Source organism: Granulicatella seriolae (genome assembly GCF_024543085.1).
GTDB lineage: Bacteria > Bacillota > Bacilli > Lactobacillales > Aerococcaceae > Granulicatella > Granulicatella seriolae.
Genome location: NZ_JANHNZ010000003.1, coordinates 117,115 through 135,033 on the forward strand (window position 1 = coordinate 117,115; position 17,919 = coordinate 135,033).

Consider the following 17,919-nt stretch of genomic DNA (forward strand, 5'->3'; position numbering starts at 1 on the left):
GAGAAAGGAAGATTCGATGAATAAAATACACGTCTTACAAGAAGCAATGAAACAAGAAGCGCTTGATGCTCTATTAGTTTATAGCCCTTACAATTTACGCTATATCTCTAACTTTACAGGGACAACAGGTTATGCTCTTATTACAAAAAACAAGGCATTTTTTATTACGGATGCAAGATATACCCAGCAAGCTCAACAACAAGCTCATGATTTCCAAGTGATTGAACAAACGTCATCTTGGATTGATGCCCTAGCAGATGTTGTGCAAAATGAAGGAGTTAAGCATATTGGTTTTGAAGCACAACATTTAACTGTCGCCGCTCTGGAACAGTTAGAATCTTATATTGATGCCAACTTTGTAGCCACGACTGGCTTAGTTGAAACCCTACGTGAAGTAAAATCTCCAGAAGAAATTGAAACCATTAAGCAAGCCTGTGCCATTTCTGACAAGGCATTTTTACACATTCTTGATTTTATTAAAGTTGGTAAAAGTGAAATCGAAATTGCCAACGAACTTGACTTTTATATGAGACAGTTGGGAGCAAGTGGTGTTTCCTTTGAAACCATTGTGGCTAGTGGCGTACGTTCATCTATGCCGCACGGGGTTGCCAGCCATAAATTAATCGAAGAGGGTGACTTTATTACACTAGATTATGGTTGCTACTATCAAGGCTATGTGTCTGATATGACCAGAACTATTGCTGTAGGTAACCCAATCGACCAATTAAAAGAAATTCATGCCATTACTTTACAAGCACAGCTCTTAGTCAGCCAGGCTGCCGGCCCAGGAGTTACTGGTGTAGAATTAGACGCAGTTGCCAGAGATTATATCAGCAAACATGGCTATGGAGATAAGTTTGTTCATTCAACTGGTCACGGAATTGGCTTAGAAATCCATGAAGCACCAAACGTTAGTCGTCTAGCTAAGAAGGCTTTTGTAGCCGGTAATGTGATTACCAATGAACCAGGCATTTATCTTCCAGGTATTGGTGGTGTCAGAATTGAAGATGATTTGGTGATCACTGAAACAGGCGCTGAGGTTCTTCAAACTGTTTCTAAGGAATTGATTCTTTTATAAAATACAAATTTCCTTACTAAGGATTCTTTCAAGTAGAAAAACATGAAACAATAGCATGAAAGCTTAATTCATGGTAAGATATGAGAGAAACCTATAGACATAGGATGACTAAAAAGTCGTTTACTAGGTTATAGAAATTAAGAGGAGGACTGACAGTATGATTGAAACAAACCATTCAAAAACAGCACCATTAGGAACAATTGAAATTGCACCTGAGGTTATTGAAAGTATTGCTGGAATTGCCGCAGCACATGTGAAGGGATTTTACCCAGCAGAAGGTATTTTTGTTTCTAGTATGAATTCATTATTAGGAAAAGATAAGCTAGCTGTTGGAGTAACCTTAACAGAGTCAGAAGGCTTATATAATGTTGATGTTTATGGAGCTGTGGACTACGGTGTATCTGTACCAAAAATTGCCTTAGCCCTACAAGAAAAAATTAAAGAACAATTGTTATTTTCATGCGAATTAGAAATTAACCAAGTAAATGTTCATATCCGTTCAATTATTCCAGCAAAAACTGAGTCTCAAGAATTGTTTGAATTGGAGGATGAAGAATAGTGAGTCGTAAAACTATCTCACGCCGCATTCTTCGAACGATTGCTTTTCAATCACTTTTCCAATTAGAATTGAATCCGGATTTAGAAATTTATCAAGCCATTCAAGTAGCTTTAGATTCTCACGAAGAATTCAACCATTTATTCGAGGATATTCCATTTGACAGTCAAGAAGCGCTCTTAGAAGCTTATCCTGAACTTTCATATACCTTTAAAGTTATTGATAGTGTGGTGACCAACAAAGAAGCTATTGATCAAAAGATTAGTCAGCTATCTACTGGTTGGAGCATTGACCGGATTGTGCGGATGGACTTGGTTCTATTACGGATGGCGATTGCTGAAATGGAATACCTTGAAGATGAGGATGTTCCAAAAGCAGTAGCACTTAATGAAGCTTTAGAAATTTCTAAAGTATATAGTGATGAAAAATCAAGTAAATTTATCAATGGTGTGCTCTCAAACTTAGTTTAAGCCTAACGAAGAAGAGTCTGAAGCGGAAAAGTTTCAGACTCTTTTTCAAAAGTATCAATGATACAAATAATCTTTTTTGAATTAGGAGGAAGATTTTGACAACAATTATTGATGGAAAAAAGCTTGCACAAGAAATGCGCCAAGCTTTAAAAATAAAAGTGGATGATTTAAGAAAGCAAGGTTTAGTACCGGGATTAGTCGTTATCCTAGTCGGTGATAACCAAGCTAGCCATACCTATGTTAGAAACAAAGAGAGAGCTGCCCTTGATGTCGGATTTTTATCTACCATTGTTAGATTAGATGCTGACTGTAGTCAAGAAGACTTATTGTCTACCATTCGAGAGTATAACCAGGATGACAAGTATCACGGTATTCTAGTGCAATTACCCTTACCTAAACAGATAGATACAGATACGATATTAGAAAGTATAGACCCAAGTAAGGATGTAGATGGCTTTCACCCTGTGAATCTTGGCAGACTACTCCAAAAAAATGAAGCTATTGTGCCTTGTACACCAAAAGGAATTATTGCTATGTTTGAAGCTTATGACATAGATTTAGTCGGCAAGAAGGTTGTTATTGTTGGGCAAAGCACCATTGTAGGTCGTCCCATGGCTTTACTTTGTTTAAATCGTGGCGCAACAGTAACGGTTTGTCACTCTAGAACAAAGAATCTTGCTCAAGAAACAAAAGCTGCCGATATCTTAATTGTTGCAGTAGGCCGCCTACATTTTATAGGCAAAGAGCATGTAAAAGAGGGGGCAGTTGTCATTGATGTGGGCATAAACCATGACCAGAACGGTAAATTAAAAGGGGATGTCAATTTCGATGAAGTAGCACCAATAGCTTCGGCCATTACTCCGGTACCAGGCGGCGTTGGTCCAATGACTATCGCCAGTTTATTAGTGCAAACTTATGAAAATGCACTTGCAAAAAAGCCAAGTAACCATTAAGAATTCAGATAGGAGATAAGAATTGAAACAAGAATACTTATCCGTAACTGCTCTAACAAAATATCTAAAACACAAATTTGATGCTGACCCCTATTTGGATCGAGTTTTTGTAACTGGTGAAATCTCAAATTATCGAAAACGCCAAGGACATCAATATTTTGCTATTAAAGATAAAGGGGCTAAAATATCCGTTGCCATGTTCCAAGGGGCATTTAGTAAAATTGGTTTTGAATTGGAAGAGGGAATGAAAGTCCTTATCGTAGGTCGTGTATCTATCTATGAAGCATCTGGACAATATCAAATTACCGCAGAGCAAATTCAACCAGATGGGATTGGTTCCCTTTATCAAGCCTTAGACCAATTAAAAAAGAAACTTGACGCAGAAGGTTTATTTAAGCTACCAAAGAAAAGAATACCATTTTTTCCTAGAAAAATTGCTATATTAACTAGTCCTTCAGGAGCCGTCATTGAGGATATTCAAACTACTGTAGCTAGACGTTTTCCAATTGCTCAACTGATATTGTTCCCAATCGTGGTTCAGGGGAAGAATTCTGTCGCTAGTATTTTAGAAAAGCTAGATCAGGTAGAAGCTTTCGGAGATATTGATACGGTTATCATTGGTAGAGGCGGTGGCTCTATTGAAGATTTATGGTCATTCAATGATGAGACTGTAGTTCGACGAATTGCTAACTTTTCCTTGCCAGTAATTTCCAGTGTTGGTCACGAAACAGATACCACACTGATTGATTTTGTATCAGATGTTCGGGCAGCAACTCCAACTGCGGCAGCTGAATTGGCAACCCCAGAATTAAGTGTTATCCATGATACTCTTAACCTATATCGTCAACGTTTAAAACAAACTATGCGTAGCCAATTAGCGACAAAGAAAAAAGAGTATGAGGGCTTAGCATCGTCCGTATTACTGCGACAACCGCAACGAATTTATGAAGTCTACATTCAACAATTAGACCAAATAAGAGAACGACTAATTCATCAGATTCAAAAAAAATTAGAGCAAGATAAACAAACTCTTGGTCAGGTAGTCCATCAACTGCAATTGACTAGCCCAAACAATAGACTGCAACAAAGTAAGCAAGTACTAGAGCAACTCAAGAAGAACCTATTATCAGCACAAAAAAATTACCTACAACAAACTAGATTTGATTTGCAGAAAACAATCGAGCAACTAGATTTATTAAGCCCTCTTAAAATACTTTCGAGAGGCTATAGTATTGTTGAACGTGATGAAAAAATAGTCAAACAAGTAGCAGATTTACAAGTAGATGATCAAGTGAGAATTCAGTTTATAGATGGACATGCAAGAGCTCAGATTATTGAACTTGAAAAAACTGATACTATTTAACCGAATAAGGAGAAGACCATGCCAAAAAAACAAGCAAGTTTTGAAGAAGCGCTAACACAGTTAGATACCATCGTTAAACAACTTGAAAATGGTGATGTCCCACTCGAAGAAGCTTTGAAAAAGTTTCAAGAGGGAATAGAACTTTCTAATTACTGTAATGATATCTTGGTGAAAGCAGAAGAAACTGTCACTCAGATGGTTATTCAAACAGATAAACCAAGTCAGCAAGAGCTATAAGACAAAGAGACAACAAGGAGACGTAGATGGTAGAGAATTTTACAAATCAATGGTTGAAGTCAATTGAACAAGGCTTGATGGCAGAAATTCAAGCTCTACCTAGTGACCAAGAAAGACTCAAAGCAGCTATGACTTATGCTGTGGCAGCCGGTGGAAAGCGATTAAGACCGATACTCCTTTTGGCTACTTGTCAATTGGCTGGTGGCAATCCTCATGACTGTTTAGCAATGGCATTAGCACTTGAAATGATTCATACCTATTCCTTAATCCACGATGATTTGCCTGGAATGGATAATGATGACTTACGTCGTGGTAAACCAACCTTGCATATTCAATTCGATCAGGCAACAGCCATTCTAGCTGGGGATGCTTTTTTAACCATGGCGTTTGAGCTAGCTAGTAAAGCTAAGATTTCGGATCGTGAAAAAGTATCTTTACTAGCCAGACTCAGTCATTATGCTGGTCCTAGTGGGATGATTGCTGGACAGATGTTGGACATCCAATCCGAAACAAAAGATATTCGTTTGGAGCAGCTGGAGAAAATACATCAAGAAAAAACAGGCAAATTAATTCTTTTTGCTGTCGAAGCTGGACTAGCTTTTGGAAACTTATCTGATCTGGAGAACCATGCCTTGATATCTTATGCTAAACACTATGGGCTTGCCTTTCAAATCCAAAATGATTTACAAGATGTTCTGTGGGACACAAATCAATCTGGAAAAGTAGTTGGCAAAGATCAAGAACTAGAAAAAAATACCTACCCTTCTCTTTTAGGGGTGGAAGGCGCGTTGGCATATTTACAAGAACAAAGCCAAGCAGCACGGAAAAACTTACACGTCATAAAAGAAACAACAATGCAGGAAAAACAAGCAAAAGAAGTTTTGGTTAGCTTATTGGATTATTTGCATATCTAAAAATGCTGACTAACGCAAAAGGTGGTAGTGACATGGAGAAAGAACGGGTTGACCTGCTAGTAGTTCAGCAAGGATTAACAGATTCACGTGAGAAAGCGAAGCGATTGGTAATGGCTGGTCAGATTGTAGACTGCGAGAACCATAATCGTTATGATAAACCGGGTGAGAAGATTGATGCCTCTAGACAATTGATGATTAAAGGTCAAGTTATGAAATATGTGTCAAGAGGTGGTTTAAAATTAGAGAAAGCCTTAGATGTATTTGGTGTCTCTGTTAAGGATAAAATTATGCTGGATATTGGTGCTTCCACAGGTGGCTTCACTGATGTTGCCTTGCAGGAAGGGGCTAAGTTATCCTATGCCCTTGATGTTGGCTACAATCAATTGGATTATAAGCTTAGACAAGATCCAAGAGTTGTCGTTATGGAGCGAGTGAATTTTCGTTTTAGCAAGCCAGAAGATTTTACGCAAGGTTTGCCAAATATCGCTACGATTGATGTCTCTTTTATCTCCTTAAGATTGATTTTACCAGTTTTAAAAACAATTCTGACTAGTCCAGGGGAAGTTGTCGTCCTTATCAAACCGCAATTTGAAGCTGGTAGAGAACGGATTGGTAAGAAAGGAATTGTCAGTGATTCTAAAGTGCATATCGATGTGCTTAATGAGATTATTGGGTTTTCCCAAGATATTGGTTTTTGTTTAGCAGGGCTAACTTTTTCACCAATCACAGGTGGGACGGGTAACATCGAATTTCTTGCTCATCTATTGTGGCAGGGAGAAGAAAACTCACAGTTAAACTATGAAGCTGCTAGCCTAAGTGATTTGATTAAAGAAACAGTGAAACAAGCTCATTTAAACTTAAAAGGTTAGGTATTTTTAATAGAAACAACAAAGAAATAGGTGACTTCATGATACAAGAATTATATATTAAGAATTTTGCCATTATTGAGGAAGTGCATTGCCAATTCGATGAAGGCATGACTGTTCTAACGGGAGAAACAGGTGCAGGGAAATCCATTATTATTGATGCAGTAGGCTTGCTGGTTGGTGAAAGGGCATCACTGGATATGATTCGTTATGGAACAGATAAGGCTATTATTCAAGGTATCTTCAAGATTGAAGATAGTCAAACACAAGAGCGGCTGTTGGATTTGGGACTCAGTTTAGAGGATGAGTTGCTATTGGTGCAAAGAGAATTATTGCAAAATGGTAAATCTGTCTGTCGTATTAATGGACAGCTAGCAACCTTATCCCTGCTTAAACAAGTCGGACAAGGTATCATTGACATACATGGTCAAAATGAGCATTTTTTATTACTAGATCCTCAAAAGCATCTAGGTTTACTGGATTCCTATATTCAAGAAGAGATCTCTTCTCTAAAGGAGACCTATTCAGGCGCCTATGCTGACTACCAAAAAGTTAAAGGTGACTTAAAAGCACTTTTAACCGATGAGAAAAAAGATGTTCAACGCATGGACATGCTGCACTTTCAGTTAAAGGAAATTGATGAGGCAGCTTTGGTTATAGGTGAAGAAGAAGCTCTAATTGAAGAACGTAATCACTTTACCCATTACCAAAAAATTCAACAAGCCTTAATGAATTCAATCAATGCTTTGGAGGCAGAGGATGTATCAGCTATTGACCTTGTGGGGAGCGCTTCTAACGAGTTAGGAAGCATTGCCAATTTGGACAAGGTTTATCTTGATTTAAGCCAACAAGTTAGTGATGCTTACTATCAATTACAAGATGCTATTTCATCGATTAGCAATATTTTGGAAAGCTCAACTTATGATGAGGAGCGACTAAATCAAATTGAAGAACGGTTGAATGTTTATTATCAACTGAAACGAAAATATGGTAGCCATACAGAAGAAATTCTAGCCTTTGCAGATAAGGCAAGGCAGGAATTAGATGCTATTGAAAATAAAGAAGAACACATTGAAAAACTTGAAAAACAAGTGGCTCAAGCCCAGGGGAAAGTTAGTCAACTAGCTATGAAATTATCTACTTTGCGCAAAAAAGCAGCCAAAGCGTTGACTGCCGAAGTAGAGACACAGCTAAAAGATTTGTATATGGAGAAGGTTCAGTTCGCCGTTAACTTTCAAGAATTAGCTGAATTAAACGATCAGGGAATGGACAGCCTTGAATTTTATGCTGCAACTAACTTAGGAGAACCCCTTAAACCATTGAGTAAGATTGCTAGTGGAGGGGAATTGTCTCGTTTCACCCTAGCCTTAAAGGCCATTTTTGTAAAAGAACAGGCTATTTCAACCGTTATTTTTGACGAAGTAGATTCTGGTGTTTCAGGTCGTGTAGCTCAAGCGATTGCTGAAAAAATGCAGTATATTTCAGAATTTGCTCAAGTCCTATGTATTACCCATCTACCACAAGTTGCTTCTATGGCTAATCACCATTTCCGCATTGAAAAGGTTGAATCCAATCAACGGACACAAACAAAATTGCTTGAACTTGAAGAAAGCATGCGTAGCCAAGAAATTGCTCGTATGTTGGCAGGTTCTCAAATAACAGATTTAACGCTGCAACACGCTAAAGAACTACTATCAGATGCAAAGTTGATTCAGGAACGACATAAAAAATAGTAAAGTTGGGGTAGTAAGCTTATGACAAAAATCTATGCACACCGAGGAAGTAGAGGCACCCATCCAGAAAATACCCTTGCTGCGTTTAAAGAGGCGATTAGAGTTGGAGCGGATGGAATTGAATTGGATGTCCATTTGAGCCAAGATGGTCAAGTAGTGGTTATTCATGACGAGACAGTAGATAGAACAACTAATGGTGAGGGATTTATTAAGGATTTGACACTTGAGCAGTTAAAAGGGTTTTCGGCTGGACTCTGGTTTGACTCTAAGTATGAGGATGAAAAAATCCCCTTGTTAAAAGAGGTATTTCAATTGTTGCTCGATAATGACTTTACAGGTGATTTGAATATAGAGTTAAAAACAGATCAGATTGTCTATGAAGGCTTGGTGCAAAAATGTATAGACCTACAAAAGGAATATGACCCATCATTCTCTATTATCTATTCAAGTTTTAATCCAGAAACCTTAAAAGAAGTAAAACAAGTGGATAATCATCAAGAGGTCGCTTTTCTATTTTATGCAGACTATGGGTTTGAGGTAGATTTTGGCCATACAACCATTGAAGGCTGGCACCCAAGTATTGAGCTACTGGAAGAAAGTATTGAGAAGAATCAAGAAAAAAGACCGTTACGTTTTTGGACAGTCAATTCCTTATCGGATATGGATCGCTGTCTAAATCATTCTGTGGATACGCTCATGACTGACTATCCTCAAACGGCTATTTCTTTAAGAAAAAGTCAACACTTAGACGATAAATAAACCCACTAAAAAGGAGAAGTTCATGCAAAAAATTATTGTCATTGTTGGGCCAACAGCTGTTGGAAAAACACAATTAAGCATTGAGCTTGCCCATCAATTTCATGGGGAAATTATTAATGGTGATTCTCTGCAGGTTTATCGTGGGTTGGATATTGGAAGTGCAAAGGCTAGTATGGAGGAAATGCAAGGGATAGCTCACCATTTGATAGACATTTGTGACTTGAGGCAAGAGTTTTCTGCTAGTGATTTTAAGGTGTTGGCACGAAAAGCGGTTGATGATATTTGTTCAAGAGGCAAGCTTCCAATTGTTGTGGGGGGAACTGGCTTATATATCGAAGGCTTTCTCAATGACTTTCATTATAGTGGGCCAAGCTCTCAAAATGAGGCATATCGTCAGGTTCTTCAAGAGCGCTTGAATAATGAAGGTAGTCAGGTTTTATGGGAAGAGTTGAAGGTACTTGACCCACAGGCAGCTGATACCATTCATCCTAATAATGGTCGTCGAATCATTCGAGCTTTAGAAGTTATTCAGGCCAGTGGTCAAGCTTTTTCCAAAAATAATTATAGACAGTCCAGTCCAATATATGATGCTTTTCTGATTGGGCTAGAAGCTGACCGCACTCTTATCTATGAGCGAATTAATAAACGGGTGGAAGTCATGGTGGCGCAAGGCCTAGTAGAGGAAGCAAAAGGACTGTATGATTTGCAACTAGACCCTTATCTTCAATCCTTAAGAGGTATTGGTTATAAGGAATGGTTTCCATATTTTGATGGTCAAGCAAGTCTTGAAGAAACCATCGCTTTGATTCAACAGGGCTCTAGACGGTATGCTAAGCGGCAATTTACTTGGTTTAGAAATCGTCTCAAAGACATTCACTGGTATAACTTATTAGAAGAAGATGCTAGTCATCAAAGGCAAAAGATCAATGAAGATTTGTCAAAATTTTTGAAAGGAAGTGAGTAAGCATGACGACAACGAAAGAAAAAGTTATCCTAGTTGCTGTTCAAAAGGATCAAGATGATCTTGATTTTGAATACGCCCTAAAAGAGATGGAGCAACTCGTTGAAACTGCCCAAGGTCAAGTTGTTGGGACGCTGACTCAAAAAAGAGAACGTCTAGACGGTCGCACAGTTATTGGCAAAGGGAAAGTCCAAGAATTAGCCATTTTAGTGGAAGAACTTGAGCCGGACTTAATTATTTTCTACCAATCTCTTACAGGGGCTGTTGCTAGAAATTTACAAGAGGAGATTTCTGTCAGAATTATTGATAGAGTTCAGTTGATATTAGATATTTTTGCTATGCGTGCCAAATCAAAAGAGGGTAAGTTACAAGTACAATTAGCTCAGCTCAATTATTTATTGCCACGCTTATCTGGACAATATGCCAGTCTTTCACGTTTGGGTGGAGGTATTGGAACGCGTGGCCCTGGTGAAACTAAGCTAGAATCTGATAGACGACACATTCGCAATCAAATTCATGATATTGAAGCCCAACTAAAAGAAATTGAAGACCATAGACTTCGCGCAAGAGAAAAACGACAAAAAGGCTATTCCTTCCAATTTGGTTTAATTGGGTATACCAATGCTGGTAAATCAACCACGATTAATCAATTAACCGATGCGGATACCTTTGAAGAAGATCAACTCTTTGCTACATTAGACCCCTTAACCCGTAAGATGGATATTTCACAACCTTTTGAAGTGACCGTTACGGATACGGTTGGTTTTATTCAAGATTTACCAACGACTTTAATCCATGCTTTTAAGTCCACCTTGGAGGAAAGTAAATCAGTTGATATGCTCATCCATTTGGTGGATGCTTCTGACCCTCATTTTCTAGCACATGAAAAAACGGTATTGCATCTGTTAGAAGATTTAGGTATGGAAAAGATACCTAGAATTACTGTTTACAATAAAATGGATCTAGCACCAGCTAATTTTCAACCCAATGAGTATCCTAATATAAAGATATCTGCTTTGAATCCTCAAGATATAGAGCGCTTGAAAGATTTTATGTTGACTGAAATGAAAGAAGTTATGTTTCCTTTCCATTTAAAATTGGAAAGTTACCAAAGTCATGAGCTCTATCAGCTTCAGCATCAAGCTTATATTGAAAAAATGGATTTTAATGAGGACAATAATACCTATCAAGTTAGCGGTTATTCTAAGCGTGACTTTTCCAAGAAATTAGAAGAAGACTAAATAGTTCCTAGCTATATATCACAGCACCTGTTCAATTTGTGGGTAGGTGGTGTGATTTTCTCTTTGTTGTTAATCCTATGTTTGTCAAAAAGGAAAAAACTATTTATAATAGATTAGATAAGGCTTAGAAGGGAGTTGATAGAATGAAAGAATTAAAAAAGTGGTTGTTACATAACTACAAGATAAAGTTTCTTAACGACCAATATTTAGTAGAAGCTATGACACATTCGTCTTATAGCAATGAAAATAAGAAGCTAGCAAAAAAATATAATGAACGTATCGAGTTCTTGGGTGATGCTGTGTTGGAACTCTATATTTCTCAATGGTTATTTTTGTATTTTCCAGACATGAAAGAGGGGGATTTGAGCAAATTAAGAGCTCAGATTGTCTGTGAAGAAAGTTTATCCACTCTAGCCAAAGAAACCAAACTAGATCAGTTTGTTTTATTGGGCAAAGGTGAAGAAAAAACTGGCGGAAGAAACCGCCCTGCCTTATTGTGTGACTTGTTCGAAGCGTTTATCGGTGCACTGTATTTGGATAAAGGTTATGAAGAAGCTGCAACATTTTTAGAAAAAGTGATTGTTCCTAAAATTAAGAAGGAGCACTACAGTATTTTCGATGATTATAAAACAGCCCTACAAGAAAAACTACAGGTAAATGGTGATGTCAAAATCGAGTATGTAGTTGAAGGGATTACTGGACCATCTCACAATAAACTTTTTCATGTACTTGTTCTTGTAAATGGCCAAGTAGCAGGAAAAGGTAGCGGTCGTTCCAAAAAGAATGCCGAACAAGAGGCGGCCTCAATAGCCATTAACAGTTTGAAAGTATAGCTAGCGATGAAAGGAAGAATAGTGTGCAATTAGAAAAAATTGAAATGACAGGGTTCAAATCCTTTGCTGACAAGACTGTTATTGAATTTGATAAAGGTGTGACTGCCGTTGTTGGTCCAAATGGTAGTGGAAAATCCAATCTTTCTGAAGCCATAAAATGGGTACTAGGCGAGCAGTCTGCAAAAAGTTTACGTGGTAAAAAAATGGATGATGTTATCTTTGCAGGTTCAGAAACTCGAAAATCAGTCAATATTGCTGAAGTAAATCTCTATATCAATAACCAAGATGGGGTACTTCCTGTTGAACAAACACAAGTTGTTTTAACCAGACGCTTGAATCGAAATGGGGACAGTGATTTTTTCATTAACAAGAAACCTTGCCGTTTGAAAGACATTACTAATTTGATGATGGACTCAGGTTTGGGCAAGGATTCGTTTGCCTTAATTTCACAAGGTAAAGTTGAAAAAATTTTTAATGATAAACCAGAAGAAAGACGGTCAATTATTGAAGAAGCAGCTGGAGTCCTCAAATATAAAGACCGTAAAAGTCAAGCTTTAAGGAAACTTGGTCAAACCCAGGAGCATCTTAACCGAGTTCAAGATATCCTTCATGAGATTCATTCACAATTGGAGCCTTTAGAGGAACAAAGAGAAAAAGCTATCCATTACCTATCTAAAAAAGAAGAATTAACCAATATCGAAACAGCACTACTGGCTGTTGAGATTGAAACACTGAATTCTCAGTGGAAGGTATCAAAAAATGAATTGGCCTTAACGGAATCTGAAATTGCTCGCTTCCAAAGAGAACAGGTAGAGTCAGAGGGGCAAATTGATGAGCTGGAAGGTAAATTAGATAGTGTAGAAAGTGAATTGAATGCCTACCAAGAAAACTATGTAACTTTGATCCAAGAGTTAGAAAAAATTGATGGTGAACGGAAAGTATTAATCCAACGTCAAGAGTTTGTGAAGCAAACTGACGAAGAAAACCAAGCTAGTCTAGTCAAGGCAGAAGAGCAAGAAGAACAAGTTCAAGCTAAGTTAGAGGAAGCTAAACGCCAAGAGATTGAAAAAAATATCTCTCTAAAAAATGCCAAAGTAGCTTACGACCACACTGTTGAAGCACTTAGACAGCTGACGGCAGGTTCTGAAGAATATTTAAAGGAACTTCGCGAAAAGTATTTTGAGGCTATCCAAGAAGAATCTAAATTAGGTAACCAAGAGACCTATCTAGAAAAGAGTCTGGATACCAATCTTTTGCAAAAAGAGAAATTTGTTGAAGCACTGGAAGAAACTAGAGAATCAATGGCTAATCTAAGTAATGAGATTGATACCATAGTCGTTAAGCAAGAGATAAATGAAGAAGCTTCTCTTTCGATTGAAAAACAACTCAAAGCAAAACAAGAAAAACTAGGAAAACACCGTCAAGACTACCAAGAGTTAAAGCAAGTTGTAGATAGAGAGCAAGCAAAACTTCAACAAGCTAAAGCCAATTATGAAAGTTTAAAACAAGTTTCTGAAGATTATGCGGGATATTACCAAGGAGTTCGAGAAGTCCTAAAACAAAAAGCACAGCTACCTGGTCTTATCGGTTCCGTAGCCGAACTGATTAAGGTTCCAAATGACTATGTACTTGCTATTGAGATTGCTTTAGGCGCCAACAGTCAATTTGTTGTGGTTGAAAATGAATCATCAGCAGCTCAAGCCATACAATTTCTAAAAAATAGACGAGCAGGAAGAGCAACTTTCCTGCCACTAACCGTTATTAAAGGCCGTAGCTTAGGTCAAGACATTATTAAAACAATTGAACAGTCAGCAGGTTTTATTGGCTTGGCCAGTGATTTAGTTGATAGCCAAGACAAGTACAGCCAGATTATCAGTAATCTACTGGGTTCAACTATCATTGTTGATAATCTTTCATCTGCCCAAGCTTTAGCAAAGAAAATCAATTATCGTCACCGTATTATCTCTTTAGAAGGCGACGTGATGAACTCTGGTGGGGCAATGACAGGGGGAGCGACCAAAGCTAATCAATCTCAATCTATTTTGAGTCGAACCAGTCAATTGGAAGCCAAACAAAAAGAAATAGCTCAACTAAGTGAAACTATCGAAAAAAATAGCAAAACATTGCAAGCCATTGAAGAAAAAGGGCAGAGCTTACTCAGTCAAGTTCAAGAACTGGAAAGTCAGTTAAATAGAAACAAAATTGACTTTAAGGACCAAAATCTGCGCTTGACCTATGTCAAAGAGCAAGTGACAAACTTGGAAAAACAAGCCAACTCACAAGATTACCAAATTAATAGTCTTTTAGAAGAGTATGAAAGCCTTGAGGAGCAATACAGCCAAACCGTTGGCGAAAAGAAACGAGTTTCAGCTTTAGTAAGCCAGATGAAAAAGGAAATGGACCTCTTACAATTGTCACAAGAAGACCGCTTGCAACGAGTTAATGACTTACAAAAACAGTTAGAAGCGGAAGGTAGTCAAAAAGCGGTTCTACAAGAGCAAGTCAATCAACAAGTGAGAGAAATTCTCCACCTAAAAGAAGGATTGAAACAAATTTCTGAACATATCACCATTTTAAAGTCTAAAAAAGAAGAACAAATTGACAATATTGAATCAGACCAGAAGAACTATCAACAAGTATTACTAGACTTAGAAAGTTCTCGAACGGAATTGGACAAGGTAGATGCAGCTTTAACGGAACGTAAAACACAAAAAAATGACTTAGACCTACAATTGAAACAGCTAGAAGTCAAAAGAAATCAAGCTATCCATCAGCTACAAATGCTTTATAAACAAGCAACCAAAATAGAAACCAAGGCCAATCGCTATGAATATTCTATCGACCAAAAATTGCTTTATTTAAACGAAGAGTATGAATTAACTTTTGAAGCAGCTGCTAGCAAAACCAATTTGGATATTTCCATTGAAGAAGCTGGAAAATTGGTTCGAAGCCTCAAACAAGCTATTGACCAGATTGGTTCTGTTAACATTCTGGCCATTGAGGAATATCAAAAAGTTAGTGACCGATTTGATTTTATCAGTATTCAACAAAAAGACCTTTTAGAGGCTAAGGGAATTTTAGAAGATACTATTAATGAAATGGATGATGAGGTTAAGAAACGCTTTAAAACAACCTTTGATGCCATTCAGCAACAGTTCGAAAAGACTTTCCCACGTTTATTTGGCGGTGGAAAGGCGACACTGACATTAACAGACCCGGATAATCTGTTAGAAACAGGTATTGATATTATTGCACAACCACCAGGAAAAAAATTACAATCACTTACCCTCTTATCAGGTGGAGAACGTGCCTTTACGGCAATTGCGTTGCTGTTTGCCATTCTTGAAGTGAAACCTGTTCCTTTCTGTCTCTTGGATGAGGTTGAAGCTGCATTGGATGAATCCAATGTTTCGCGCTATGGTCGCTATTTGAAAGACTTCACTCAGGATACACAATTTATTGTTATTACTCATCGCCGTGGTACAATGGAAGAAGCAGATGTTCTATATGGAGTGACCATGCAAGAATCAGGTGTTTCAAGATTGGCATCTGTTAAATTTGAGGATTATGAAGTTTTAGAAAAAACCAATCTATCAGATAGTGAGGAATAGACATGAAAAGAATGAAAGCAATCGCATTGGATTTAGATGGCACTCTTCTTACAAGCGATAAAAAAATTAGTCAAGCCACTAAAGAAACGATTCAAGTAGCTAAAGATTTAGGCATTAAAATTATTCTTTGTACTGGAAGACCATTAAAGGGAATCTTGCATTATTTGGAAGAGTTGGAGCTAGTAGATGACACCGATTTTTCTATTACCTACAATGGTGGACTAATACAAGAAAATAAAAGCGGAAATGTACATTATCAAAAAACATTGTCGAAAGAGGAAGTCAGTCATATTTATCAAGAAACCTATTCGGTAGGGCTACCGATTAACATGATTGACCTAGACTATGCTTACGAAACTACGTATCCAGCAGGGGTACAATCCTATTACCCTCAAATTATGGAAATTTTATCTTTTTTAAAGAAGAATCCAGATGACTTTGAAGACAATCATCGATTCAATAAAGCAGTCATCTGTACAGACCAGGAATTACTAGACCAGCAAGCTCAACAATTGCCAGCTGAATTCTTTGACAGTTATACAACAGTAAAATCACGTCCGATTCTATTAGAAGTTTTGCCTAAGGGGGTCAGTAAAGGAGATGCATTAGTGCGCTTAGCTGACTTATTAGGAATTAGTATGGATGAGATGATGGCTTGTGGTGATGAAGAGAATGATTTGTCCATGATTGAAGCTGCTGGATTCGGTGTTGCTATGGAAAATGCAATTGATAGCTTGAAAGAGGCTGCTGATTATATCACAGCTAGTAATAATCACGATGGTGTTGCCCAAGCCATCAATTATATGATTTTTGAAAGTGAATACTAAAAAAGAGGTGAAGAGATATGGGATTATTTGATCGAATCAAACGAGCCTTTACCGGTGAGGACCCTATTGTTCAGCAACAAGATGAAAAAGAAGGAATTGTCCTTGATAAATACGACAAGGGTATGGCTAAAACACGGAATAATTTCTCGAATTTAATGAATGAACTTCTTGCTGATTTTAGAACTATTGATGAAGACTTCTTTGAAGACTTAGAAGAGACCTTTATTGGAGCTGATGTTGGTTTTGAGATGACACTAGCCATTACTGATGCTTTGCGTGAAGAAGTGAGAATGCAAAATGCAAAATCACCTGACGAAGTCAAACGAGTTATCATAGAAACTATGGTCGATATTTATGAAAAAGGTCAAGGCAATTTATCTGGCTTAAAAAAAGTAGAAGGACGCCCAACCGTGGTTCTTTTTGTTGGGGTGAATGGGGTAGGTAAAACAACCACCATTGGGAAACTTGCTTGGCAACTTATAAATGAAGGCAATAAAGTTCTCTTAGCCGCAGGGGATACCTTTAGAGCAGGAGCCATTCAACAACTAGAAATTTGGGGTGAGCGTGTAGGCGCACCAGTCGTTAAAGGAAATGAAGGGGGAGATCCGTCTTCTGTCGTTTTTGATGCTTTGAAAAAAGCTAAAGATGAGTCTTACGATTATTTGCTAATTGATACGGCTGGCCGTTTACAAAACAAGGTTAACCTGATGAAAGAGTTAGAAAAAATGAACCGTATTATCCAAAGGGAGCTTGAAAGTGGAGCAGATGAAACACTTTTAGTCTTGGATGCAACTACTGGACAAAACGCTTTAATTCAGGCTAAGCAATTTGATGAAACTATTGATATCAGTGGCTTGGTCTTAACCAAGTTAGACGGAACTGCCAAAGGTGGGGTCATCTTATCCATTAGACATGAGTTAGATATTCCTGTTAAATATATTGGTTTAGGAGAAAAAATGGATGATTTACAAGCGTTCGACCCTGAACAGTATATCTATGGCTTAATTAAAGATATGCTATAAGAGGCAAAGACACCCTCTTGAAGCCAACTAGTTATCTGTTTTATGCCCATAACAAATAGGATGATGGAAAGGTTTACTAAAATTTGTTACAATAGACGGTAGGTATTTTGGGCTGCGAAACGATGAAAGGAAGAGTAAACCATGGAATTGGAAAAAACAACACATATGAACTTGTTGATGGAATTCTACGGAATGCTCTTAACAACAAAGCAAATGGATTATATCGAACGCTATTTTGCAGACGATTATTCTTTAGGCGAAATTGCAGAAGAATTTTCCATTAGTCGACAAGCAGTGTATGACAATATCAAACGAACGGGTAACATTTTAGAAGAATATGAAAGAAAGCTTCATTTGGTCAATGATTTTTATAAACGGCAAGAACTGTATGACCAAATAGAGGCTTATGTAGGGCAAACCTACGCTGATGATAGACATTTACTAGATATTATAGCCAAACTACAAAAGAGTAATCGCTAGGATTATAGGATGGTT

Annotated in this window: 17 protein-coding genes; all 17 read left to right on the forward strand. The window is 37.6% G+C overall.

The features are described 5' to 3' along the window. Positions 1-16: 16 nt before the first annotated feature. The 17 genes from NPA36_RS04495 (at position 17) to NPA36_RS04575 (ending at position 17,904) form a co-directional block, all read left to right on the forward strand. Positions 17-1,078, forward strand: a complete 1,062-nt coding sequence (locus tag NPA36_RS04495; RefSeq protein ID WP_256944913.1) for a M24 family metallopeptidase — start codon at positions 17-19, stop codon at positions 1,076-1,078. A gap of 157 nt (positions 1,079-1,235) precedes the next feature. Then, positions 1,236-1,637, forward strand: a complete 402-nt coding sequence (locus tag NPA36_RS04500; protein WP_256944914.1) for an Asp23/Gls24 family envelope stress response protein — start codon at positions 1,236-1,238, stop codon at positions 1,635-1,637. Continuing rightward, positions 1,637-2,104, forward strand: a complete 468-nt coding sequence (gene nusB / locus NPA36_RS04505; RefSeq protein ID WP_256944915.1) for a transcription antitermination factor NusB — start codon at positions 1,637-1,639, stop codon at positions 2,102-2,104. Before NPA36_RS04500 ends, nusB begins: the two co-directional genes overlap by 1 nt. 95 nt (positions 2,105-2,199) lie before the next feature. Beyond that, positions 2,200-3,057, forward strand: a complete 858-nt coding sequence (gene folD / locus NPA36_RS04510; RefSeq protein WP_256944916.1) for a bifunctional methylenetetrahydrofolate dehydrogenase/methenyltetrahydrofolate cyclohydrolase FolD — start codon at positions 2,200-2,202, stop codon at positions 3,055-3,057. A gap of 22 nt (positions 3,058-3,079) precedes the next feature. Continuing rightward, the gene (xseA, locus tag NPA36_RS04515) at positions 3,080-4,420 is read left to right on the forward strand and encodes an exodeoxyribonuclease VII large subunit (RefSeq protein ID WP_256944917.1); all 1,341 of its coding nucleotides are present in this window, start codon (positions 3,080-3,082) and stop codon (positions 4,418-4,420) included. An 18-nt stretch (positions 4,421-4,438) separates the two neighbouring features. Beyond that, positions 4,439-4,657 (forward strand): exodeoxyribonuclease VII small subunit, encoded by a 219-nt coding sequence (locus NPA36_RS04520; protein ID WP_256944918.1) that lies wholly within the window; start codon positions 4,439-4,441, stop codon positions 4,655-4,657. Positions 4,658-4,683: 26 nt separating this feature from the next. Then, positions 4,684-5,571 (forward strand): polyprenyl synthetase family protein, encoded by an 888-nt coding sequence (locus NPA36_RS04525; protein WP_256944919.1) that lies wholly within the window; start codon positions 4,684-4,686, stop codon positions 5,569-5,571. Between the two features lie 32 nt (positions 5,572-5,603). Beyond that, a complete protein-coding gene (locus NPA36_RS04530) occupies positions 5,604-6,440 on the forward strand; it encodes a TlyA family RNA methyltransferase (protein ID WP_256944920.1) in 837 nt (278 codons plus the stop codon). Between the two features lie 38 nt (positions 6,441-6,478). Next, on the forward strand, positions 6,479-8,170 hold the full coding sequence (gene recN, locus NPA36_RS04535) for a DNA repair protein RecN (protein WP_256944921.1): 1,692 nt from the start codon (positions 6,479-6,481) through the stop codon (positions 8,168-8,170). A gap of 21 nt (positions 8,171-8,191) precedes the next feature. After that, positions 8,192-8,929 (forward strand): glycerophosphodiester phosphodiesterase, encoded by a 738-nt coding sequence (locus NPA36_RS04540; protein WP_256944922.1) that lies wholly within the window; start codon positions 8,192-8,194, stop codon positions 8,927-8,929. A gap of 22 nt (positions 8,930-8,951) precedes the next feature. Beyond that, positions 8,952-9,893, forward strand: coding sequence for a tRNA (adenosine(37)-N6)-dimethylallyltransferase MiaA (gene miaA, locus NPA36_RS04545; RefSeq protein WP_256944923.1), 942 nt, complete (start codon positions 8,952-8,954; stop codon positions 9,891-9,893). 2 nt (positions 9,894-9,895) lie between these two features. Next, positions 9,896-11,131, forward strand: a complete 1,236-nt coding sequence (gene hflX, locus NPA36_RS04550) for a GTPase HflX (protein ID WP_256944924.1) — start codon at positions 9,896-9,898, stop codon at positions 11,129-11,131. Positions 11,132-11,274: 143 nt separating this feature from the next. Next, positions 11,275-11,964 carry a ribonuclease III gene (gene rnc, locus NPA36_RS04555; protein ID WP_256944925.1) on the forward strand — a complete coding sequence of 230 codons (690 nt, stop codon included), beginning with the start codon at positions 11,275-11,277 and terminating at the stop codon, positions 11,962-11,964. A 23-nt stretch (positions 11,965-11,987) separates the two neighbouring features. Continuing rightward, entirely contained in the window at positions 11,988-15,575 is a 3,588-nt protein-coding gene (gene smc / locus NPA36_RS04560; RefSeq protein WP_256944926.1) for a chromosome segregation protein SMC, read from the forward strand. A 2-nt stretch (positions 15,576-15,577) separates the two neighbouring features. Continuing rightward, entirely contained in the window at positions 15,578-16,402 is an 825-nt protein-coding gene (locus NPA36_RS04565) for a Cof-type HAD-IIB family hydrolase (protein WP_256944927.1), read from the forward strand. A gap of 17 nt (positions 16,403-16,419) precedes the next feature. Next, entirely contained in the window at positions 16,420-17,424 is a 1,005-nt protein-coding gene (gene ftsY, locus NPA36_RS04570; RefSeq protein WP_256944928.1) for a signal recognition particle-docking protein FtsY, read from the forward strand. Positions 17,425-17,565: 141 nt separating this feature from the next. Beyond that, positions 17,566-17,904 carry a putative DNA-binding protein gene (locus tag NPA36_RS04575; RefSeq protein WP_256944929.1) on the forward strand — a complete coding sequence of 113 codons (339 nt, stop codon included), beginning with the start codon at positions 17,566-17,568 and terminating at the stop codon, positions 17,902-17,904. The last annotated feature ends 15 nt before the right edge of the window (positions 17,905-17,919 follow it).